15 protein-coding genes are annotated in these 22,641 nt (G+C 69.3%); 11 read left to right on the plus strand and 4 right to left on the minus strand.

Going from position 1 to position 22,641, the window contains the following annotated elements; genetic code table 11:
* Positions 1-52 precede the first annotated feature (52 nt).
* Positions 53-763 carry a hypothetical protein gene (locus tag OEB96_RS05370; RefSeq protein WP_266214359.1) on the minus strand — a complete coding sequence of 237 codons (711 nt, stop codon included), beginning with the start codon at positions 761-763 and terminating at the stop codon, positions 53-55.
* A gap of 127 nt (positions 764-890) precedes the next feature.
* Between OEB96_RS05370 and OEB96_RS05375 the strand changes: the two genes are divergently transcribed.
* The 8 genes from OEB96_RS05375 (at position 891) to OEB96_RS05410 (ending at position 13,441) form a co-directional block, all read left to right on the plus strand.
* Complete coding sequence (locus OEB96_RS05375) at positions 891-2,546, plus strand: TldD/PmbA family protein (RefSeq protein ID WP_266214360.1); 1,656 nt, start codon at positions 891-893, stop codon at positions 2,544-2,546.
* Positions 2,543-3,895: a TldD/PmbA family protein gene (locus tag OEB96_RS05380; RefSeq protein ID WP_266214361.1), complete on the plus strand. Its 1,353-nt coding sequence runs from the start codon at positions 2,543-2,545 to the stop codon at positions 3,893-3,895. The genes OEB96_RS05375 and OEB96_RS05380 overlap by 4 nt, the downstream gene beginning before the upstream one ends.
* A gap of 3 nt (positions 3,896-3,898) precedes the next feature.
* Entirely contained in the window at positions 3,899-4,165 is a 267-nt protein-coding gene (locus OEB96_RS05385; RefSeq protein WP_266214362.1) for a hypothetical protein, read from the plus strand.
* On the plus strand, positions 4,162-4,542 hold the full coding sequence (locus OEB96_RS05390) for a type II toxin-antitoxin system VapC family toxin (protein WP_266214363.1): 381 nt from the start codon (positions 4,162-4,164) through the stop codon (positions 4,540-4,542). The genes OEB96_RS05385 and OEB96_RS05390 overlap by 4 nt, the downstream gene beginning before the upstream one ends.
* Before the next feature lie 81 nt (positions 4,543-4,623).
* On the plus strand, positions 4,624-6,351 hold the full coding sequence (locus OEB96_RS05395; RefSeq protein ID WP_266214364.1) for a hypothetical protein: 1,728 nt from the start codon (positions 4,624-4,626) through the stop codon (positions 6,349-6,351).
* A 96-nt stretch (positions 6,352-6,447) separates the two neighbouring features.
* Positions 6,448-8,550, plus strand: a complete 2,103-nt coding sequence (locus OEB96_RS05400) for an ATP-binding protein (RefSeq protein ID WP_266214365.1) — start codon at positions 6,448-6,450, stop codon at positions 8,548-8,550.
* 57 nt (positions 8,551-8,607) lie between these two features.
* The gene (locus OEB96_RS05405; protein WP_266214366.1) at positions 8,608-9,987 is read left to right on the plus strand and encodes an FG-GAP repeat domain-containing protein; all 1,380 of its coding nucleotides are present in this window, start codon (positions 8,608-8,610) and stop codon (positions 9,985-9,987) included.
* Between the two features lie 103 nt (positions 9,988-10,090).
* On the plus strand, positions 10,091-13,441 hold the full coding sequence (locus OEB96_RS05410) for a hypothetical protein (RefSeq protein WP_266214367.1): 3,351 nt from the start codon (positions 10,091-10,093) through the stop codon (positions 13,439-13,441).
* Positions 13,442-13,591: 150 nt separating this feature from the next.
* Here OEB96_RS05410 and OEB96_RS05415 read toward each other — a convergent pair whose 3' ends face one another.
* The 3 genes from OEB96_RS05415 to OEB96_RS05425 all read right to left on the minus strand — a co-directional run bounded on the left by OEB96_RS05415 (position 13,592) and on the right by OEB96_RS05425 (position 17,238).
* A complete protein-coding gene (locus OEB96_RS05415) occupies positions 13,592-14,281 on the minus strand; it encodes a Hint domain-containing protein (protein ID WP_266214368.1) in 690 nt (229 codons plus the stop codon).
* A gap of 25 nt (positions 14,282-14,306) precedes the next feature.
* Entirely contained in the window at positions 14,307-15,707 is a 1,401-nt protein-coding gene (locus OEB96_RS05420; protein WP_266214369.1) for a GNAT family N-acetyltransferase, read from the minus strand.
* Between the two features lie 94 nt (positions 15,708-15,801).
* Positions 15,802-17,238 (minus strand): cytochrome P450, encoded by a 1,437-nt coding sequence (locus OEB96_RS05425; RefSeq protein ID WP_266214370.1) that lies wholly within the window; start codon positions 17,236-17,238, stop codon positions 15,802-15,804.
* Positions 17,239-17,580: 342 nt separating this feature from the next.
* On the opposite strand from OEB96_RS05425, the gene OEB96_RS05430 reads away from it, so the two are divergent.
* The 3 genes from OEB96_RS05430 to OEB96_RS05440 all read left to right on the plus strand — a co-directional run bounded on the left by OEB96_RS05430 (position 17,581) and on the right by OEB96_RS05440 (position 22,613).
* Positions 17,581-17,976 carry an RNA recognition motif domain-containing protein gene (locus OEB96_RS05430; RefSeq protein WP_266214371.1) on the plus strand — a complete coding sequence of 132 codons (396 nt, stop codon included), beginning with the start codon at positions 17,581-17,583 and terminating at the stop codon, positions 17,974-17,976.
* 102 nt (positions 17,977-18,078) lie between these two features.
* Positions 18,079-18,378: a hypothetical protein gene (locus OEB96_RS05435; RefSeq protein WP_266214372.1), complete on the plus strand. Its 300-nt coding sequence runs from the start codon at positions 18,079-18,081 to the stop codon at positions 18,376-18,378.
* 122 nt (positions 18,379-18,500) lie between these two features.
* A complete protein-coding gene (locus OEB96_RS05440; protein ID WP_266214373.1) occupies positions 18,501-22,613 on the plus strand; it encodes a CheR family methyltransferase in 4,113 nt (1,370 codons plus the stop codon).
* Positions 22,614-22,641: the final 28 nt, after the last annotated feature.

Consider the following 22,641-nt stretch of genomic DNA (forward strand, 5'->3'; position numbering starts at 1 on the left):
GCCGCCGTCCCTCGTCGCCGAGGCGTAGGCGACGACGCCGAGCTCGAGCGCGTCAGCCCGCCGCGATCGACTTGATCGCCTCGTCGAGCCCCGACCAGTCCCCGGGGGCGACGGCCGACCACTTCACGATGTTGCGCCCGTCGGCGAACATGACCGTGCGGCTCTGCGTGATGTTGTAGTACTCGTCCCACTCGCGATTGGGGGCACCCCCGTCGCTTTGCGCGGGCACCACCACCGGGATCGACAGCGCGAGCTTCTCGCGCAGCGCCTTGGCGTCGGCCTGGGCCTTGGCCACGTCCTTGGGGGTCACGCCCTTGCCGTCGACGATCTCGGTGATCACGGCGAATGCCTTGACCTTGTCGTCGCCGTACTTCTGCACGAGCGCGTCGAGGTTCTTGAGGTCCTCGTGGAACGCCTCGTCGTCGGCGCTGCCCACCGCCATGAGCTTGGGGTTGCCGCCGAACTTGCAGACCTGGCAGTACTGCTCGCCCGACTCGCAGTTGACGATCTCGAACGCGATCAGCTTGCCGTCCTGGCCCAGGCCGCTTTGGGCGAGCACGCGCCCGTCGAGCTGCTCCTGCCAGGGATCGGGCTTGGCCGCGGGATCGGGCTTGGCTGCTTCGTCGGGCTTGGCCGCGGGATCGGGCTTGGCCGCGGGCTTCGTCTCGTCCTTGGTTGCGGCAGTCTTGGGGGCATCCTTGGAGGCGCCATCACACGCGGGTGCCACGAGCAGCGCCGCCAGGAGCAGGGTGGTGCGGGACATCGGGGTGGTCCTTTCGTCGAGCACGGGCCTTCGGTGGCCCGTGTGCGCGCATGCGCGATGACCGGAGCATGGCTGGTTTGGGCTGCGATCGCCAGCGGGAGCCCTGGCCTGTATCATCCGCCGGACCATGCCCAAGTTGGTGCCGACCTCCCGACGGCAGTTCCTCGCGGTTTCGAGCCTGGGCTCCGCGGCGTGGCTTGCGGGGGCCCATGCCTCGGCCCATGCCCCCAAGGGCGCCCGGAGCCCCGCGCCCGCGACCACGCGCCCCTACGACGACGTGGCGGCCAAGGCCCTCGCCGCCAGCCCCGTGCCGAGCGACGCGGCCCTGGCGGTGCGCGCGGTCGAGGCAGCCATGAAGGCCGGCGCGACGTACGCCGACGCGCGCCTGGTGCTGATGCGGCGCGAGCGGGTCGGCGTGCGCGACGATCGAGCGCAGCCGGTTCGCCTGCGCGAGCGCTATGGCCTGGGCGTCCGCGCGGTGGCGGCGGGCGGCTGGGGCTTTGCGGCCACGCAGACGCTGAGCGAGCGCGCGGTGGTCGAGGCGGCGCAGCGCGCCGTGCAGAGCGCCCGCGTGGGCGGCACGCTGCGCGACGAGCTGGGGCAGCCTCCGGTGCAGCTCGCCTCCACGCCGGTGGTCGAGGGCAGCTGGGTCACCCCGCACGAGATCGACCCGTTCGACGTGGCCCCGCTCGACAAGGCCTCGCTGCTGCTCGAGCTGTCGGCGGCGGTGCGCAAGGTCGCCGGGGTGAGCTTTTGCGAGGCCTCGTTCGAGGCGGTGGCCGAGGACAAGCTGCTGGTGACCAGCGAGGGCTCTCGCATCCACCAGATCCTGTTCCGGGTGGCGCCGCAGCTGCAGGCCACCGCCGTCGATCGACGCCGCGGCGGCTTCAGCTCGCGCGCCCACGAGGCCCCGGCCATGCTCGCGGGCTGGGAGTACCTTCGCGACCTGCCGCTTGCGGCCAAGGCCGAGTCCATCGGGCACGACGCGGTTCGCAAGCTCCACGCCGGCCGCGTGTCCCCCGGCCACAAGCACGTGATCCTGGCGCCCAGCAACCTGTGGCTGACGATCCACGAGAGCATCGGGCACCCCACCGAGCTCGATCGCGCCCTGGGGCTCGAGGCCGACCTGGCCGGGACCAGCTACATCCGCCCCGACGACGCGGGCAAGCTGCGGATCGGCAGCGAGCTCGTCAACCTGTTTGCCGATCGCACCCAGCCCGGCGGGCTGGCCACGGTGGGCTGGGACGACGAGGCGGTGGCGGCCCAGCGCTGGCCGATCGTCGACGAGGGCATGTTCGTGGGCTGGCAGACCACGCGCGACCAGGCGCACTTCGTCGGCGAGAACGAGAGCCGCGGCTGCTGCTATGGCGAGGGCCACGACGGCGTGCCGTTCCAGCGCATGCCCAACCTGAGCCTGCAGCCGGGCCCGCAGGGGTACACCACCGAGGACATCATCAACTCCACCGAGGACGGGGTCTACATCACGGGGCGCGGGAGCTGGTCCATCGACCAGCAGCGCCACAACTTCCAGTTCTCGGGGCAGATGTTCTGGGAGATCAAGCGCGGGCGGCTCACCCGGCCGCTGCGCGACGTGGCCTACCAGGCCAACTCGGTCGAGTTCTGGCGCTCGTGCGATCTCATCGGGGGCAAGGGCACCTACCGCCTGGGAGGAACCTTCGGCGATGGCAAGGGCCAGCCGATGCAGAGCAACGCGGTCAGCCATGGCTGCCCCCCGGCCCGCTTCATGGCCAACGTGATCGACACCACGGGAGGCGAGCCATGAGCATGGGGAAGAAGGAGGCCAAGCGCCTCGTGGATCTGGTGCTGGCCCAGGCCAGCTTCGGCGACGTGCGGGTGCGCGTGACCGCGTCGACGCGCGGGCACCTGCGCTTCGGCGCGGGATGCCCGACCACCGCGGGGGACGTGGATGGGGTCACGGTGGAGGTGACCGCGAGCAAGGACGGACGCACGGCCACCGTGACCGGCAGCCGCACCGACGAGGCGGCGGTGGCCGTGCTGGTGCAGCGGGCCGAGGGCCTGGCCGGGCTGTCTCCGGTGGATCCCGAGCACATGCCGCCGCTCTCCGCGAGCAAGCCTCCGAAGGTCAAGGCCGAGGACGGGGCGGTGAAGGGGATGTCGGCCAAGGTCCGCGCCGATCTGGTGGGGCGCGCGATCCGTCGCGCCGAGGGCGATCGCGTGGAGGTGGCCGGGCTGCTCGACCACGAGCACCACGCCGAGGCGGTGGGCAACCGGGCGGGGCTGTTCGTGTACCACGCGCGCACCGAGGTGAGCCTGTCGGCGACCTGCCGCACCGACGACGGCACCGGCAGCGCGCGCGGTGGCTACGTGTCCCATGCGCTGCGGGGGCTGGTCCCCGAGGCGCTGGTGAGCGACGCGGCCACGCGGGCCAGTGCGTCGCAGCTGCCCGGCAAGCGGGACCCGGGGCGCTACCCCGTGATCCTCACCTCGCAGGCGGTGGCCGACCTGCTCGAGTTCCTGGTGCATGCGCTCGATGCCCGCCGCGCGGGCGAGGGGCGCAGCGCGTTCTCCCGACCGGGTGGGGGGAAGGGGGCGGGAAAGGGGACCGGCACGCTGGTGGGCGAGACGCTGTTCGACGGGCGCGTGCACCTGTGGAGCGACCCCACCGATCCGGCCAACCCCGCCGATCCGTTCGAGGGCGAGGGGCGGGCGCAGGGCAAGGTGGACTGGGTGGTGGACGGAGAGCTGCGAGCGCTCCACGCCAGCCGCTACTGGGCCGATCGCGAGAAGCTCCCGGATCTGCCCACGCCGTCGTCGCTGCACATGGACGGAGGCACCGACGAGCTGGAGGCCTTGATCGCCGGCTTCGATCGCGGCGTGCTGATCAGCCGGTTTTGGTACAATCGCATGCTCGACCCGCAGCGCCTGCTGGTCACCGGCCTCACCCGCGACGGTACGTTCTGGGTCGAGAAGGGCAAGATCGTCGAGCCGATTCGGAACTTCCGCTTCAACGACAGCCCGCTGTCGGTGCTGAAGAAGGTGGTCGCGCTCGGCCGTCCGCAGCGCGCGGGGCTGTCGCGTGGACGGGTGATGGTGGTGCCACCGCTGGTGGTCTCGGAGTTCGAGCTGGCCAGCGGAAGCGATGCGGTGTGAGCCATGACGCCACGAGAGCTGCTCCTTCGTCGCATTGCCGGCCTCGATGACGAGGACGTGCGGGCCGTGCTCGCCGTGGTCGAGCGTCTCCATGCGCGTGGTCGGGCGCGGGGGCCCGCCGCACACCCGACCCGCCCCGGCCACGAGGTGCTGGCGCATCCCGAGCGGTTCGGTACCCTCAGCGGCTCGGTGCGGGTCGTCGGCGACGTGCAGGGAGCGTCGGCCGGGTCCGGACCGTGGTCCTTCGACGGCGAGAACATCGACCGGTGATCGTCCTCGACACGCACGCGTGGCTGTGGCTGGTTTCGGAACCGGGGCGTCTGGGACGCAACGCCGCCGAGGCGATCGATCGTGCCGACCGGATCGGAGTCTGCGCGATCTCTTGCTGGGAGCTGGCCATGCTGGTCAAGCACGGGCGCGTGGTGCTGGACCGGCCCGCACCCGACTGGATTCGGCACTCGCTTGCCGGTCCCTCGATGCGGCTGCTGCCGCTCGAGCCGGAGATCGCGGTACGGGCGGCCTCTTTGCCGTTCTACGGCGATCCGGCGGATCGGCTGATCGTGGCCACGGCGCTGGCCCACGATGCGCTGCTGGTGACCAAGGACGACGCGATCCACGAGTCGGGCCTGGTGCGCGCCGTTTGGTAACCGAACCGTGACGCTCCGTGGGCGTTGTCGTGGGGGGCACGTCGCGTATGCTGCGATCCTATGTTCCGATTCATGGTTGGCATGCGAGGGGCGTTGGATCATGGATGCTCGGGCGGGTTCGGAGCGTGCGTGGGTGCAGCGGCGCTCGCGGGCGGGCTGCTGCTGTCGGGGTCGGTTCGCGCCGACGAGCCGGTGGTCTTGCGCCAGACCTTCAGCGGTCACGTGGGCTTCTTTGCCACCGGGGCTCCGATGGCGGTGGACGGCCCCGATGCCGACGGCACCAATGCCGACACGCTGGCCCAGCCGGCCAACGTGATGGTGGGACCGCCCGACGTGCCGGCCATGGCCCAGGTGCGACGGGCCTTCCTCTACTGGGGCGGCTCGATCGTCGAGAGCGCGTGTCTGAACCCCATTGCGGTCGACGACACCGTCGACTTCACGCCGCCGGGGGGAGCGGTGACCGCGGTGGTGGCCGACGCCTGCTTCTGCTCGGACGCGGCCGCGGGCAGCTATGACGTGCAGGCCTGTCGGGCCGACGTGACGCCGCTGGTCACGGGGCTCGCGGGGACCTACGTGGTCGATGGCTTCAGCGCCTTGATCAACAACAGCAGCACCAGCAACGCCTCGTTCAGCCTGGTGCTGGTCTACGACGAGCCCTCGCTGCCGCCGCGACGGGTGGCGCTCTACGACGGGCTCTTGACCATGTCGAGCGCGATCGACCCCGAGGAGATCCTGACCCTCGACGGGCTCGACATCGATGCGCCGCCCAGCGGCGATCTCACCTGGTACGTGCTCGAGGGCGACGTGGGGGGCGGGGCAGGGGAGAGCGTGGAGGTCACCGGGCTCCCCGGAGGGGGGACGCTCCTGCTGAGCGACGCCTACAACCCGCCGGACAACCCGATGAACCACACCATCACCACCACGATGCCGCCGCAGACCAACCTCATCGGGGTGGACATCGATCGCTTCGAGATCGACGCGGCGCTGGCGGCCACCGACACCGCGCTGCAGGTGCGCTACACGGCGGGCATGGACAAGTGGTGGCTGGTCTACGACGTGGTGGGGGTCAACGTGTTCGAGCCGGTGATCCACGGCCCGAGCAGCAAGAGCTGGGTGCTGCACGACGACGCCGACGGCGACGGGGTGCCCTCGCCGGGCGACGTGGTGCGCTACACGATCCACATGGAGAACACCGGCAATGCCGACGGCGAGGTGATGCTCTCCGATCCGATTCCGCCGCAGGCCGCGAGCTGGACGCTGGTGGATGCGGGCGGAGGCGTCGACGCGAGCGTGGGGAACACGGCCACCGTGCTCGAGGTGCCGCTGCCGGTCGGGGGCACGGCCGACGTGGTGATCGACGTGGTGCTCGATGACGTGCCGGACCAGACGGTGGTGACCAACACGGCCGAGTACACGGCCGAGCCCGGCGGGGTGCACGGGTTCTTGCTGGCGCCGCTGTTGGTGGTGAGCAACACGGGGGCGGGCAGCAGCGGAGGCGACAGCGGCGACGGGACCACCGGGGACGGCGGGAGCAGCGGTGGCGGCAGCAGCAGCAGCGGCGGGGCGGTGGACGAGACGGGGGCGCCTGCGAGCTCCGAGGACGGAGCGGACGGCACCGGGGTGGGCACCACCGCAGGCGTGCCGCCGCCGGTGGGCACCACCGGGGAGGGTGGCAGCGACGATGGCACCACCGTTGGGCTCGGAGGTGGCGCGGATGCGGGCGGGTGCGGGTGTCGGGGCGCGGATGCGGGCGCCTGGGGGCCGTGGCTCGTGGTGCTCGGCGCTCGTCGCCGGCGGCGCAACGTCTGAGTCGAGGTCTCGAACGCCCGGCCCCGATGCGTCCGCGAGGCGGTAGGATTGTCCATCCTGCGCATGTCCATCGGCCGGCTGTGGAATCGCCTCACGATGCCTCCAGCGTCGGAGGACCAGCTCGTGGGTCCGACCCTCGAGCGCTGGCGCCTGCGCGTGGTCATCTACCTGCTGATGGCCATCTTCGTCGTGGGCGCCGTGCCGATCTTCGTCGTCATCGGTCAGGTGGCGCTGGTGATGGGATGTGCGATCACGGCCGCCGGGTTCGCGGCCGGCTACGTCCTCGCTCGACGGGGGCGACGCCGACTGGCGGCGTGGCTGGCCATCATGGCGCTGTGCGGCTGCTTGTTCGTCAACACCTACAACTTCGGTACGGGCCTGTTCGAGACCGCCTACTTCGTGGCCGTCACGCTCACCTTCCTGGTGCTCGAGCGCGAGGACTCGCGCACGTGCCTGGCGATCATCGTCACGACCATCGCGATTGCGGCTCTGGGCGCGGTCGGCCACTTCGGCGAGGCGCCCTTGGCCTTGCCTCCGGCCCAGGGCGCCGCCCTGCGGGTCATCACCGTGGCCCTCACCGGAGCCGCCGTGACGATGGTGCTCGTCTACTTCACCCGCATCAGCGTTCGGGTCGGCCTCCTCCAGCACCAGCTCGACGCGTCCGAGGCCGCCAACCAGGCCAAGTCCGTGTTCCTGGCGCACATGAGCCACGAGCTACGCACGCCGATGAACGGCGTGCTCGGCATGCTCAGCGTGCTCGAGCGGACCCCGCTGAGCGAGGAGCAGCAGGACTTCCTGCGCATCGCCCACAGCTCCGGGCAGAGCCTGCTCGACATCCTGAGCGACATCCTCGACATCTCCAAGGTGGAGGCGGGCCAGCTCGTGCTCGAGCAGATGCCGCTCGACCTGCGCGCGCTGGTCGAGGACGTCGCGCATCAGACCGCGGTGCAGGCGGCGGACAAGGACCTCGACATCGTCGTCCACTACCCGCCGACGACGCCCGATGGGTTCGTGGGAGACCCCACCCGGATCCGCCAGATCCTGGTCAACCTCGCCACGAATGCGATCAAGTTCACTCCGTCCGGCCACATCGTGCTCCAGGTCGAGTGCCAGATGCACTCCACCGATCGCGCCACCGTCGTCCTGTCGGTGATCGACACCGGCATCGGCATCGGCAAGGCCGACCAGGCGAGGGTCTTCGATCGGTTCCAGCAGGTCGACGGCTCGCCAGCTCGCGCTCACGGTGGCGTGGGCCTGGGCCTGGCCATCGTCAAGCACATGGTCGAGCTCATGAACGGCGAGCTGACCCTCGAGAGCACGCCGGGCCAGGGCTCGGAGTTTCGGGTCGTGGTCGAGCTCGCGCTCGCGCCCGCGTCGGCGACCGACGAGCCCGCGGCCGACCTCGACGGCGTTCGGGTCTTCCTGGTCGAGCCGCTCCTGCCCGCCAGACGCGCGTTGACCGAGCTGCTGACCGCGTGGGGCGCCGAGGTCGAGCCTTGCTCCTCGGTCGCCGCGGCCCTCGATCGCGCGCGGGCACGGCCGGGCCGCGCCCGCCCCGATGCCGTCGTCCTCGCGTCGGAGCCGACGGGCGACGGAGGGCCGCGGCCGGGGGCGGATGCGGCGGTCATTTGGATGACGCGCTCGTACCGTGAGGCGGGTGCGCCCTCGCTGGCCCAGGCCGTGCGCATCGGCAAGCCCGTCCGCCGCGGCGAGCTGGCCACCGCGCTGCTGACGGTACGGCCGTCGAGCACCGAGCCGCGCGTGCACGCGGCGCATCCGAGCGCCACGCCCTCGGATGCGGGCGAGCCCCGCCCCACCGCGCGCACGCGGGTGCTCGTGGTCGAGGACAATCCCATCAATCAAAGGGTGGCCATGCACCTGCTGCGCCAGCTCGACTGCGACCCGGACATCGCCGAGTCCGGCACCGAGGCCCTGCGCCGGCTCGAGGATGCCTCGGTCTCCTACGAGCTCATCCTCATGGACATCCAGATGCCCTACATGGACGGGGTGGCCGCCACCGCGGCGATCCGCGAGCGGGAGCCCGCCGACGGGCCGCGGATCCCCATCGTCGCCGTGACGGCCCACGCGATGGACGGCGACCGGCAGCGATTCCTCGACGCGGGCATGGACGACTATCTGAGCAAGCCGGTGCGCCGCGACGACCTCGCACGGGTGCTGAGGCGATTCTCGGGAGGGTAGAGCACTACCGAATTGCGTGGGTTGCCACCCCTCGGTGGTGGCCAACAATGGGGATCGATGGACGCGCCGGGCAGCCGCGGAGCTACGATGCGCAGCGAGGTGGCGCTCGCGGCGTTGGTAGTGGCGCTCGTGGCGAGCGCGTGCGGCTCCGATGATGAGGTGGCGCTCGGATCCTCGGTGCTGCCACCGCCCTCGCCGAGCTCGACTTCGATGAGTGACAGCGAGGATGTGCCACCGGACGTCGGTGAGCCGCTGCCCGAGGGGTGCGGGGATGGGATCGTCGATCCGGAGCAGCTCTGCTATGCGAAGCAGCGCGTGGTGTGGGCCGACCTCGACATCGAGTTCTTGTCGGCCCCACGCATCGTGACGACCGATCTCGATCAGGACGGCCGCGACGAATTGCTCGCGCTCGCCAGGCCGATCGGCGACCCGTTTCCCGACATGATGTCGATCGTGTACGAAGACGGGCGCTTCGTGAAGCGCTGGCAGACCGAGCCGGGGGTCGGCAGCTTCGGGGTGGCCAGCGCCGATCGGGATCTCGACGGCGATGGTGACCCGGACGTCCTCTTCCAGTACGGCCCAGGCATCGTCTCGTACCACGAGAATCTCGGCGGCACGCTCGCCCCGGTCACGCACCTCGCGAACACGTGGTACGGAGATGACGACTGGCTGGCCAGCGGGCTGCCCGTGCCGATCGATGGCGACGGAGACGGCGAGCTCGAGAAGATCGTGGCGACGATGTGGATGCCCGGAGAGGTCCGCGGAGGGTGGATCTTCGAGCGGGAGGGGGAGACCTGGCAAGGGATCGAGGGGCCGATCGAACTCTCCGGGTGCCAGAGCTTCGGGGAGTCGCTCTTCGGCGACTTCGACGGGGACGGCGTCGACGACTTCGTGGTTCGAGAGTTCGGAGACGTCTGCGACCCGTACGTTGCGGACTATGACCCACAGTGGTGGCGCTTCTATGTGTTCCTGACGCGGCCGAGCCTGCAGACGGTCGAGTACGTGGGGTCGTTCCCGGCCGGAGGGACGCACGCCATTGGCATGTACCGGGTCGACTTCGACGAGGACGGGAACCTCGATCTGATCTTCGATGTCTATCGCGGGGTCTCGTTCATTCGTGGGCGTGGGGACGGTTCGTTCGACGAACCCGTGGTGTACGAGGCGCCCGAGGGGATGAACTATTCACTCGTGGAGGTCGCTGACTTCGACGGAGACGGCCGGTCGGATTTGTTCGTATGGATCGACGGCGACTACTTCGTCGCCCCACTCGAGCCGGTACCGGATCCCGTACGTCTTCGTCCCATCGAGGGTGCGGATGGGTTGGGCCTGTATGCCGTAGCCGATCTCAATGGGGATGGGCTGACGGACATGCTCCTCAAGGATCCCGAGAGTGAAGCCAAGCCTCGAGATGGGATCGCCTTGCTCTCCGTTCCGTAGGTCGTAGACCGCCAAGCGGAGCGGGTGTGCGCACGCGTCGTGGTGAGCGTGCGTGGAGGTGGCGGCGTGCCCGGCGAGGACAGTGGCGAGCATGGAGCGCAGCATGAGCAAACGAAACTGCATCCGGCCCTTCCTGGCGATCGTGCTCGGAATGGTGCTCGCGTGCAGTGGTGGGGACATCGACGCGCCGGGCAATTTCTCGACCTCCGTGGCCGATGGTGGGGGTTCTACGAGCGTCTTCGAAGATTCCGGCCCGCTCGACGAGACAGCCGGAACCGACGAGACCGGTGGGTTTCCGCAGGCCGAAGTGCCGTGCCAAATGGCCGGAATGTACGGCGCCTATGATGCCCATTTCGAGGAAACACGGTATCCAATCGTCGTCGAGGATGATTGCGGACCAGAAGGCGTTTTGTGGCAGGTGGGCGTGGGTCCCAAGCTCAATGGCCTCATGGAGCCCAACGACTTCGAGATCGTCGTCCATCACCCCGCGCCGCTGGTCGGCGCACCGCCCGATGAGTGCAACCCGCAGAACACCCACGACAACCCGCCCGACACGTGGCCTCCGAGCGACATCGGGTTCCCCAGTGCGTTCCTGGGGCCTGGGAATGGCTTGAATTCCGTGTTTCCGGAGGCGATGCCGCCGCTGTCTCCCGGTCAGCATTTCTATGACACACTCGCCGAGGAGCTGGCTCGCCGGGGCATCGTGGTGTTCAGCGTTCAGCCTCCTCCGAACTCGAACTGGAGCTCCGAGAAGCGCGAGAAGGCCCTGGCGTGTGCGATGCACTGGGCGCGGGATCCCAATGCGACCAGTCCCTGGTCGGGGGTCGGCGACGATCCTCCACGGCTCGCGCACAGCACGTTCGTGGTCGGCCACAGCCGTAGCGGCTCGGGGGCGTACTTGTTGCCCGCATCGATCGACACGTACGCGACGTCGATGTCGACCACCATCGGTGAGTACGAGCTGTGCAGCCATGCCGCGATCGCGCAGCGGTACGGCGACGGCACCATGGTTGGCGCCGGAGACCCCACCGACGTCGGGCCCATCACGGATGTGAGCTCCCCGCCGTTTCTCGGCCTGCTCGGATCGATCGACGACGACACGCTCGGGGATCAAGTCGCCGCGTACGACAACCGCCTCTCCGACGATGCGTTCAGCTCTCCCCAGGATCCCGCGGCTGCAGCGGAGAACGACGCCGTGCTCGCCAACGTTTTCGGCGTCACCCACACCGACTGGGGTGGTGTGGTCAGGACAGTCGGCTCGCACTATGGACGGGCGCTCGGCGACGCCCTCGGCCCGTTCTTCGTGGGGCGGTTCGCAGCATGGACGATCTTCGAGGACGCCACCGCGCGGGAGGAGATCCTCCGCTCCGCCGATCTGCCTCCCGAGGGTGGCAACCCTGCGGATGGATTCCACTGCGCACTGACGAGCGTCGACTGGCAGGGCCACCTCGTCGACTTTCACGATGTCGTGCAGCAGCGACCTCTGACGTTCATCGACTACACGCAAGGCCATGCGCCGCCCGGTGCGGACCGGTTCATGATCGACAACCTCCATCGCCCGATCTTCGGGTGCGGCCCCAACCTGGGAGCCTCGACCCTGGGCGGAGCGGTGACCGTGTCCGGCTCGGGGGGCAACGCGTGTACCAACTTCGGCCCTGCGCTCTACGACGACCTCTCGGACAGCAGCTATTTCTCGCACGACACCGCGGCGCTGCGCGTCGACTATGGCGGCAACCCCATGGATGAGCTCGTCGTCGAGTGGTCGCTCGAGGACGACGGCACACCTCTCTCGGGAATCGGCGGCTTCACGCACCTGAGCCTGCGAGCGGGCCGGATCTACGAGAACCTCGACCCGGAGGAGTGCAAGTCCGAGCATGCCGCGCTCTCGTTCGAGATCGATCTCGTGGACCAGAGCGGCGCGGCGCAGGCGAGCACGGTGGTCACGGAGCCGATCCTCGAGCCGCACGACGAGCTGACGACCTACCAGGGAAACACCAACTGTCGTGCGCACCACTTCATGCAGACGATCCGCATTCCGTTGACCCGCTTCGCGCCGATCGCCATCGAGGACCTCGGTGCCATCCGCCTGCGGTTCTCGTCGGCTCAGGCGCAGCACGTACTCGTCGACACGATCGAATTCACCCGGGATCCCTCGAGCATGGGCCTCGTTGCGCCTGGCTACCAGGACACGGCGTGGGACTGCCCCGCGACGGCCGGGCTCGCTCCCGTCGAGAAGTCGTGTCTGGTCGAGCCCGACAAAGGGACTTGCGGCTCCACCACCATTTCCCCCGTCGCGGTGCCCACCGTCCACGGGCCTCCCGGTGATTCCTTCGAGGGCTGGGTCGTCCACGCACCCAAGGGCTGGGTGCTCGACCCGAAGCACCCGACCGCCGAAGAGCTCGATCTCATCACGCAGGCCTGTGTCGCGGCATGCGAGCTCGAGTGGTCGGACGATCACGACGTGCATGCGAATTGCACCGCACCGGGCGCCTTCGCGACCCCGTCCCTACGCCTCACTTCGGCCATCGGTCCAACCCAGCAGATCCCCGACTCGCTGGCCGACGGCCACGGCATCTTCCCCGGCCAGGCGCTCGCGTGCGATCTCGAGGGCGACTGCTGCGAGGTCTTCGACGAGGCAGTCTGCGCGGCAAGGGCCAAGCGCACCACCGAAGCGCGCCAACCCCTGCACCGTGGCGAGGAGCACCTGCTCGCGCTCGGCGGAGACGACGACGGGAGCCGGGTCGAGTTCATCACGCCCAACGCGATCACCTCGATGAACCTGAGCGGCGAGCTCGGCTACTCCGTGTGCCCCGACGGGGAGACCGGCACCACCTGCCCGTTCTACCTGGGCTCGCTGTTCCTCACGAGCACGAACCAGGCAACGATCGCCGACACGTGCCCGGACGGTACGCCGCTGTTGCTGGACGTCGGCGACCTCGACGTCCAGCTGCTACAGCCCGCGATGGGAATCGCCGACGCGAATTCCTACACCAAGGCATTCCCGGCGGGGGCGCTGCTGCTGCAGGCCGATGTCATGGTCGATGATGTCCCGTACACCGTCCGCGGGGTCAACGAGGAGGTCGTCACGCTCACGGCGGGCGACGCCGGCCTGTTCGCGGCCAAGCTCGACGCCAGCGTCCCGATCCCCTGTGGCGACGACGTGCTCCCGCTGACGATCCGCTTCGACCTCACCACGCAGTCGGTGCTCGGCGAGCCACCGATCGCCGCGATCACCACACCCGCCGCGGTCCCATGCCCCACGATGCTCCCGCTGGCCTCGAGCGTGGCGGACCCGGATGGCGACCTCGATCACCTGCGCTGGCACGTCGACGACGTGCTCGTGCACCCGGACGTCACCGCCCTGCCGATGACCCGGGACCACGAGCTGCGGCTCGTCGCCCATGACGCGCGAGGGGCTGTCACCACGGTGACCAGGACCGTGGCGTGCAAGTGAGGGCGAGCCGAGACGCGCTCCCCTGACCGTGTGTCGAGTCGAGCTCAGCCACCCGATGTTCCACTGTCCGAGCCGGAGCCCGACGAGCCCCCGTCGGAGCTCGACCCGGAGCCCGACGAACCGCCATCGGTGGTCGAGCCCGAGGTGCCATCATCGGTGGTCGAGCCATCTGCCGTCCGCCGTCCCCGAGCCCGAGGTGCCGCCGTCCGTGTCGGTCTCGCCGTACGTCGCGTCGCCGATCCCGGTCGAGCTCAGCATCACGCAATTGCCCTGATCATCGTAGGCGTAGCTCGTGTCGCAGTAGAACACGCTCTTGTTGTGCACCAGGCAGCCGCTGGCCACGAAGTTGTGCGGCTGCCCCTCCACGCTCACGTCGTACACCCGCCGCACGCCCACGTAGCGATCGTGTCCCTCCACCGCCACCGGTCGCAGCCGGCCGTCGACGAGCATGGCCACGTGGCGGCGGCGCCCGTCGACCCAGTCGGTGGCGGGGGCGTACTCGTTCGCGTCGGGATCGTAGAGCGGGTGATCGCCGGTGCACACGAGCGCCTCGTCGCCGGGCAGGCGCAGGCGCAGGCACTCGCGCTCGGCGCTGCGCACCGCCACCACCCGGGTGGGCCGAGCCTCGCCCGAGACGGGATCGACCGCCAGGACCACGCTGCCCTCCTCGAGCGACTCGATCGGGCAGGTGCCGTCGGGGGTGTGGACCCGGGTGCCGGCGGCGATGCAGTAGCTATTGTAGGTGTCGGAACTGGAACCGGGACCGGGCTCGTCGCTCTTGGTGCCGCAGGCGGTCCCGATGGCGAGGAACGGCAGCAAGATCGAGACGACGTGCTTCACGCGGCCAGGCTACCACGGTGGACCATCACGCGGGGGCCCGGCCCAGCACGAAGTCCGCGAGCGCGGCCACGCGGGGTGACATGGCCGAGCGAGCCGGGACGTGCGACCGCTCGGGGGACACCTGCGAGGCGCCGTAGATCGCATGGAACCCGTGGCGTACGACCCCGGGGGCGACGGTGATGCGGTCCGAGGCGGGATAGAACCCGAGCAGCCGGAGCCCGCTGCGCTCGCATGCGAGCTGGCCGCTGCGCTCGCGCAGGTCGACCCAGCAAAGCAGCGTCTCCACGTCGAGCAGGGGACCGACGAGCGAGAGCCATCGCGGCAGCAGGGCCTGGAGCTCGGCCCCCGTGCGGCGCGAGGCCGGCGTCGAGAGCCGCCCGGTGAGGGTCGAGCGCTCGGGATCGTGGGTGGCGTGGTGCAGGGCCTCGATCCTTCCCTCGCGCTCGACGACCCACGCATGCACGGGCCGGCGCTCGATGCTGGCGTCCTCCCCGGCGAGGGCCACGTGCTGCTCGTAGAACGAGGGATCGAGCAGGCGAGGGTCGGGCGCCTCGTCGAGCCGTGGATCGAGCGCCGCAAGCATGCCGATGAGCGCAGGAACGTCCGCGCGCGCGAGCGTCCGCGCGGTGACCCCCGGGGGCAGATGAAGATCCTCCGCGAGCCAGCGGATGTCCGGCCATGTGCCCTCGGGTCGGGCTCTGCAGCGAGCGGCCGCGGCTTCGCCGAGCCGCGGCCGCGGCATCGTCACGGGGGACGCCGAGGACTCCGGGGGCTCACCGTGATCGAACAGCAGCTTCATGAGTGCGGCCGTTGCCGGGCGCAAGGCCTCCGCGTCGGGCCAGACGAGCTCGTCCGGAGGCACGAGGAGGTTGACGTAGACCGCTTCTGGCACGTACCGGATGGTCGAGGGCCCGACCGGCTTGCGATCCGAGTCGGGCGTGATTCCACACAGCAGGTGCCCAGCCCGATCGAGGCTCGCGCACTGGGCTCGGTTGTCGAGCTCCACGAGTCCGAAGATCGACGCAATGCCCATCGCCCGGGTCACGTCGACCGAGGCCTGGACCAGCGCGCCGCCGAGACCAAGGCCACGAAAGCGCGGATCCACGACGGACAGCCGTCCCAGCATGGTGCGACTGTGCGCGTCATACTCGATCGCGAGGTACCCGACCGGCGCGACCTCGGCCTCGAGCAAGAGCACGTGCACCGGGCGCATCGCCGCGTCCCGCTGCTCCCTCGCGAGGGCGACCCTTGTCTCGTAGAAGGTGCCGTCGAGCAGCGAGTGCTCTTCTGCCATCGCGAGGCTCGGGTACCACGCACCGAGCGACTCGATCACCGCCGGTACGTCTTCGCGGGCGAGCGAGCGCGCGCGAATCCCTGGTGGAAGTCTCAGTCCCGACTCGACGACCGCAGCCTCTGGCCACAGCATGGTTCACCTTGTGCAAGCTGGTAGAAGGTGAGGAGAATAGAACGGAGCGACTCTCCTGTCGATGGATGTCGCTGGCGCGAGACTGGTCTCGACATCATGGATGCCGCAGCTGCACGCGCATCGGCAGCCCGCCGCGGGGGCGCTGGGTTGCGGTGCTCGGGTCGGGCTCGATCTCGGCGGTGCCGACCAGCTCGAGGCGCGCGCGGCCGACGATGGTGGCCAGGATGATCGGACCCTCCTGCAGCGCGAAGTGATTGCCGATGCACACGCGCGGCCCCGCCCCGAACGGGAGCCACGCGTAGCGGTGACGCGCGGTCTCGGCCTCGGGAAGGAAGCGGTCGGGGTCGAAGCGGCTCGGCTGCGGCCACAGGCACTCGCGGCGATGCAGCGCCCACGGAAACACGGCCGCGTAGTCGCCGACGTCGAGCCTGGCCCCGCCCACCTCCACCGGCTCGCGTGCCTGCCGCTCGTAGACCGGAATCGGTGGATACATCCGCAGCGCTTCCTTGAAGACCCGCGTCGCGAGGGGGAGCCGGGGCAGATCGGCCACGGTGGGGAACCCGTGACCGAGCGAGTCCGCCTCGTGCTCGAGCGCGTCGCGAACCTCGGGATGGCGTGACAACAGGTACAGGGACCAGGCGAGCACGGTCGAGGTCGTCTCGTGTCCGGCCACGAACAGCGTGAGGATCTCATCGCGGAGCTGCCGGTCGCTCATGGCCGCATCATCGACCCCTTCGTGCGCATGCAGCAGCCGCGACAGCAGGTCCTCGCGCGGCTGCGATCCGGCTGCCCGGCGCTCGGCGAGCAGGCGAGCCACGTAGTCGTCCAGCACCCGCACCGCGGCCCGCATCCGCCGGTTCGCGGCCGCGGGCCACAGGATCGGGCGCTCGACTCGCCCGACGATCCGCTCGACGGTGGAGCGCTGCGCAGGGGGCAGGCGCGACGCGGCTCGCTCGAGCCAGTCGGCCAGCTCGATCTGGAGCGCGAACGGCATCGAGCTCATCAGGTTCACCGCCCACGCCATCCCGACCGTGAGCGCTGCGCCCAGCTCGACGGCCTCGTGGGTGTCGGCCCCGAACAGCGCTCGGCTGGCGACGTTCATGGCGATCGTGGTCATCTCGTGCACCGCGTCGAGCGTCTGTCCGTCGGCCCATGCCCCTGCCCGAAGGGCGGCGCACTCGGTCATGCACGCGTCGAAGTCCGCGACGTGCCCGGGATGGAAGATCGGTGCCATGAGCTTGCGCTGCCGTCGCCACAGCCCGGCCTCGCTCGTGAACAGGCCGTCTCCCATCAGCGGGTAGAACCCCGCCCGCAGCGCTCGCGACTTGCGAAAGTGCGAGTGCCGCTTGACCAGCAGCTCGTTGGCCAGGTCGGGTGTGTTGACCACCAACAGGCTGGAGGATCCGAATCGCAGCCGTCCCATGTCTCCCAGCTCGCGATTGAACCGCTGCATCAGCGACAGGGGCTGGTTGCTGAATTCCTGCGTGTGCCCGAGCAGCTCGGCTCCGGACAGCAGGGGGACGTCTCGCACGGGCCGGAGAATAGTTTTGGGGAGTGCCCCGCGCAATTGCACCGCTCGAGGGTCGCCACGTCGAGCTGGCCGGTGTTCGGCGAGCGAAGAACCGTGTGAAAACGCGGCCGCCGACCTCTACACGTGCGGTCGGTGGGACCGGCGCGAGCGCAGGCCATGCTGGCCACCGCATGGCCGCTGGAGGCCAGGAGCGGCCAAATGGACCCCTCCGTGAGTCGCTTCACGGGGGCGCGAGCGTGCAACCTGCCCGATCCAAGGGTATGAACGGTCATTCGCTCGGATTGATGGCCGATGGCGTTCGTTCGCGAGCTCCCACGCTGGAGCTGACGAGGACGAAGGCCGATGGCGATGATGCCTGGTGTCAAACAACGAAGAACGAGCACCACGCCAAGGGCGTGGCGCTCGACGGAAGAGTACGAAATGTCGAACAAACTGTTTGTAGGCGGATTGAGCTGGGACACGAACGACGAAGGGCTCAAGAACGCCTTTGGCCAGCATGGCTCGGTCGTCGAAGCCAAGGTCGTGATGGACCGAGAGACCGGTCGCTCGCGTGGCTTCGGGTTCGTGACCATGGGGGACGGCAGCGCGGCCCAGAACGCGACGCGCGAGTTGGATGGCAGCATCCTCGATGGCCGGTCGATCCGCGTCAACGAGGCCAGTGAGCGCGGCGGCGGCAGCGGTGGTCGCGGTGGCCACGGGGGCGGCGGCGGCGGCCGTACCGGAGGCCGGCGCTACTAGACTTGGTTTGGACCCGGATCTTCTGCTCATCGAGCTTCGCAGCGAGCGGGGCTCGATGGCTGGCATCGCCAAGGCATGCACGATCGATCGGAGCGCGACTCGATGACCGACACGGCGTTCTCACGACTCATCTGCAACGCGACCGAGCGGGTCGCCAACGCAGAGAACGAGCTGACGCTGGCCATGGCGGCCACGGCCCTCCCCGCGCAGGATGACGACGACATCCACGGGGTCACGGCACCGCTTGTGCCGGCGATGCCGACAGCTGAGCTGAGCCCGATCGCGAGCGATTCGTGCGCTCCATTGGCTGATGTTCGCACGAAGCATTGCCGCGCGGGGCGCTCGCATCGCCAGCGGGGGGACCTCGGCATGGGGATCGGCCCTGCGGCCTTGGCTCGATGACCCCCCCACAATCGTACGGAGCTGCTAGAGTCTCCGCACCCGCCTACGAACGTCGCATCCGCGACTCCATTCGGAGACCCCTTCGTCTGGATGGCTTTCGCAGCCGACCCGAGACTCTCCGAATGGTCGCCACCGAGGACGAGCCGAGATCATCGGCCCCATCACGCATACCCATCGTGGGAATCGGAGCCTCGGCGGGGGGCCTCGAGGCGATGCGCCAGCTCTTCGCTCAGGTGCCGAGCAATTCGGGCATGGCCTTCGTCGTGATCCAGCACCTCGATCCCAGGCGACCGAGCATGCTGAGTTCCGTCCTGGGCACCGACATGGAGATGCCCGTCCTCGACGTGACCGATGGCACGGCCGTGGAGCCCAACCACGTGTACGTGATCCCATCCGACGCCGACCTCGGCCTGCGGGAAGGAACGCTCGTCCTCATCGATCGCGAGCCGGGTCGAGGCCTCCACCTCCCGATCGACACCTTCTTCGCTGCGCTCGCAAGGGATCGGCCGGGTTGCGCCATCGGAGTCGTGCTCTCGGGGTCCGGTTCCGACGGGACCGAGGGCCTACGAGCCATCCGAGCGGCAGGGGGGATCACCTTCGCCCAGGATCCAGCGTCGGCCCAATTTCGCAGCATGCCCGAGAGCGCGATCGCGGCGGGGGTTGTCGACTTCCACGACGTTCCTGCTGGGATCGGAGAGCAGCTGCGACGGGTCGGCCACCATCCGTATCTCGTCCTGCCGTCGTCCACCGAGGGCGTCGGGTCGTCGCTCTCGTCGAGCGAGGAGGAGCAACTGGCCACCATCATGGCCGCGCTGCTCCGGTACGCGAAGATCGACTTCAAGGACTACAAGCGCTCCACGATCATGAGGCGCATCGGCAGGAGGATGGCGCTGCGCTCGTCCGAGTCGTTGGCCGCCTATGCCAAGCTGGTCGTCGAAGATTCCGAGGAGGCCCTGGCGCTGGCCCAGGACGTGTTCATCCACGTGACCTCGTTCTTCCGCGACCACGGCGCGTTCACCGTGCTCGAGCAGGAGATCGTGCCCCGGATCATCGAGCGCAAGGGCGACGGCGACGTCGTGCGGGTATGGGTTCCTGGCTGCTCCACCGGTCAAGAGGCGTACTCGATCGCCATGTGCTTCCTGGAGCACCTCGAACGGAAGGGACGATCGATCGCCATCAAGATCTTCGGCTCCGACGTGAGCCAGGACTCGATCACCGTCGCTCGCATGGGCCTCTACTCCGAGCAGGAGCTCGCGGGCGTCGCACCCGAGCGCCGGTCGCGTTGCTTCGAACGCACCGATGGGGCCTACCGCGTGCATCGACGCATCCGCGAGGTCTGCGTGTTCGCCAGGCACGACCTGGCGCGGGATCCTCCGTTCGCGCGCTTGGATCTCATCAGCTGTCGCAACGTGCTCATCTACTTCGACAACGAGCTGCAGCGTCGCATCATCCCGATGCTCCACCACAGCCTCGATGACCATGGCTACCTGTTCCTGGGGCGCAGCGAGTCGATCGGCACGTTCGGCGGCCTGTTCACCCCGGTCGACGGCCGGCATCGCTTCTTCATCAAGGTGGGGGAGAGCCCCCGGATCGAGCACCGCATGGTGCCCGGCGACACCACCAAGCACCCCCTGGTGCTGCGCTCGTTGGTCCCGCGCCGCGTGCCGTCCCGCGAGGTCCAGCGGCAGGCCGATCACCTGCTGCTGGCCCGGTATGCGCCGCCTGGAGCCGTCATCAACGAGCAGCTCGAGGTCGTGCAGTTTCGTGGGCGTACGGGCGCATTCCTCGAGCCGCCGCCGGGCCAGCCGCAGATGAACATCCTGCGCATGGCCCGGGAGGGGCTGGTGGGCCTGCTGCACGAAGCCATCGAGGAGGCCAAGTCCAAGTCGGTGACGGCTCTGCGCCAGGGAGTGCGCGTCAGCGGCAACGGCGTCCCTCGCACGATCGATCTCGAGGTCATTCCGCTGGCCAGCGTGAACGAGACCGAGCGCTACTTCCTGGTGCTGTTCGACGAGGTCGAGGCGCGCGAGGCGGGCGATCGCGAGCCCACGGGCAAGGCGTGGAGCGCCCCCTCCGAGGGTTCGACCGCCGAGGAGCTTCGCCGGCTCGAGTCCGAGCTGGCCGCCACCCGCGACTATCTCCAGGTGGCCCTCGCCGAGCACCAGCTCACCACGCAGGAGCTGGCTGCGGCCAACGAGGAGATGGTGGCCGCGAACGAGGAGCTCCAGGCCACCAACGAGGAACTCGAGAGCGCCAAGGAAGAGCTCCAGTCCACCAACGAGGAACTCACGACCGTCAACGACGAGCTACGCAACCGCAACCAGGAGCTCGACCTGGTGGCGGCGGATCTCGGAGGGGTGCTCGAGAGCATCGACGTTCCGGTGGTCATCGTCGACCACGACCTCCGGATCCGACGCTTCACGCCCATGGCCCGCGAGATCTCGTGGATCCTCCCGGCCGACGTGGGCCGGCCGATCGAAGAGATCAAGCTCAAGCTCGACGTCGACGATCTGGTCGAGCGGATCCACGACGTGATGACGACGGGACGCGAGAACGAGTGGGAGATCCAGACCCGTGAGGGAAACTGGCGACGGCTGAGGATTCGCCCGTACCACACCACGAGCCATCGACCCGACGGCGCGATCCTGTCGTTCGTGGACGTGGACGTGCTCAAGCGAGCGCTACAGGACGCCGAGCGAGCACGCGACTACTCTCGGGGCGTGGTGGAGACGGTGCCGATTCCGCTGCTGGTGCTCGATGCGAGCATGTGCATCGTATCGGCCAACCATGCGTTCTGCCGCGGCTTCGAGCTGGATCCGTGGATGGTGGAGGGCAAGGGATTGTTCGATCTCACCGCGGGCGCATGGGATGGGTCGGGCCTGCGGGAGGTGCTCGAGCGCCTCGTGGCCGACCATGCTCCGCTCCGGGGCGTCGAGGTGGAGATCGCGCTCCCGAAGTCGGGACGTCGACTGTTGTCGCTCAACGGGTCGCCCATTCCTCGGGAGCAGGGCAGCCTGGCCGTGGTCGCGCTCGAGGACATCACCACACGCCGACAGCTGGAGGAGTCGGAGCGCGAGGCTCGGCTCGGCGCGGAGCAGGCCAATCGAGCGAAGGATCTGTTCCTCGCCACGCTCTCGCACGAGCTGCGCACGCCGCTATCCACGATCCTGATGTCGTGGGAGATCCTCGAGAGCGTCGGGCAAGGGGACGATCGAGCACGACGGGCCACGGCCTCGATCGGACGGGCCGCGGCCAACCTGAACAAGCTGATCGACGAGCTCCTCGACATCTCGCGCATCGTCTCGGGCAAGCTCCTGCTGGAGTTCCAAGACGTCGAGCTCGCGGTCGTGGTCCGCGACGCGCTCGAGGTGGCGCGCCCGTCCGCGGCGGCCAAGGACCTCGAGCTCGTGGTCGACATCCACGAGTCGGCCGGGCTCGTTCGCGGAGATCCCAGTCGCCTGCAGCAGGTGGTCGCCAACTTGCTCGGCAACGCGGTCAAGTTCACACCCCGAGGGGGGAGGATCACCCTCCACCTCGAGGCTGTGAACGGGCACGCCGAGCTCGTCGTGAGCGACACCGGGATCGGCGTCCATCCCGACCTCCTCCCGCATCTGTTCGACCGCTTCGTTCAGGCCGAAGACACGATGAGCCGCGCGCACGGTGGTCTGGGGCTGGGGCTGGCGATCGTTCGGCACCTCGTGCGGGTCCACGGAGGTACGGTAGAGGCCGAGAGCCCGGGGCTGGGCAAGGGGACGACGCTCCGGGTGGTGCTCCCGCTACTGCTGGGCGAGACCGAGCTCGACACCCCGAATGCGCCACGAGCGTTGGCCACCGACATCCAGGGCATCCGCGTGCTGCTCATCGAGGACGACGACGATGCACGCGCCGTCTTTGCCACCGTGCTCGGTGAGCTCGGCGCCGATGTTCGCACCGCGTCCTCGGTGGCCGAGGGCCTCGCCGCAATCGATGAGGAGCTGCCCCATGCGATCCTCTGCGACATCGCGATGCCGGTGGAAGACGGCTATGGATTCATCCGCAAGCTGCGAAGCCGCGATCCCGAGCACGGCGGGACGATCCCGGTGGCTGCGTTCACCGCCCTGGCAGCCCGGGAAGATCGCGAGCGAACGCTCGGTGCCGGCTTTCAGATGCACCTGACCAAGCCGATCGATGGGGCTTCGTTGGGGGCTGCAGTGGGGGCCCTGGTCCGGGAAGACTCTTCGGGCGCGCCGTCGTGAGGCCGACCACGAGGGCGTCCGGCGTGTC

It is taken from the genome of Paraliomyxa miuraensis (genome assembly GCF_026337845.1).
In the GTDB taxonomy this organism is placed as follows: domain Bacteria; phylum Myxococcota_A; class Polyangia; order Nannocystales; family Nannocystaceae; genus Paraliomyxa; species Paraliomyxa miuraensis.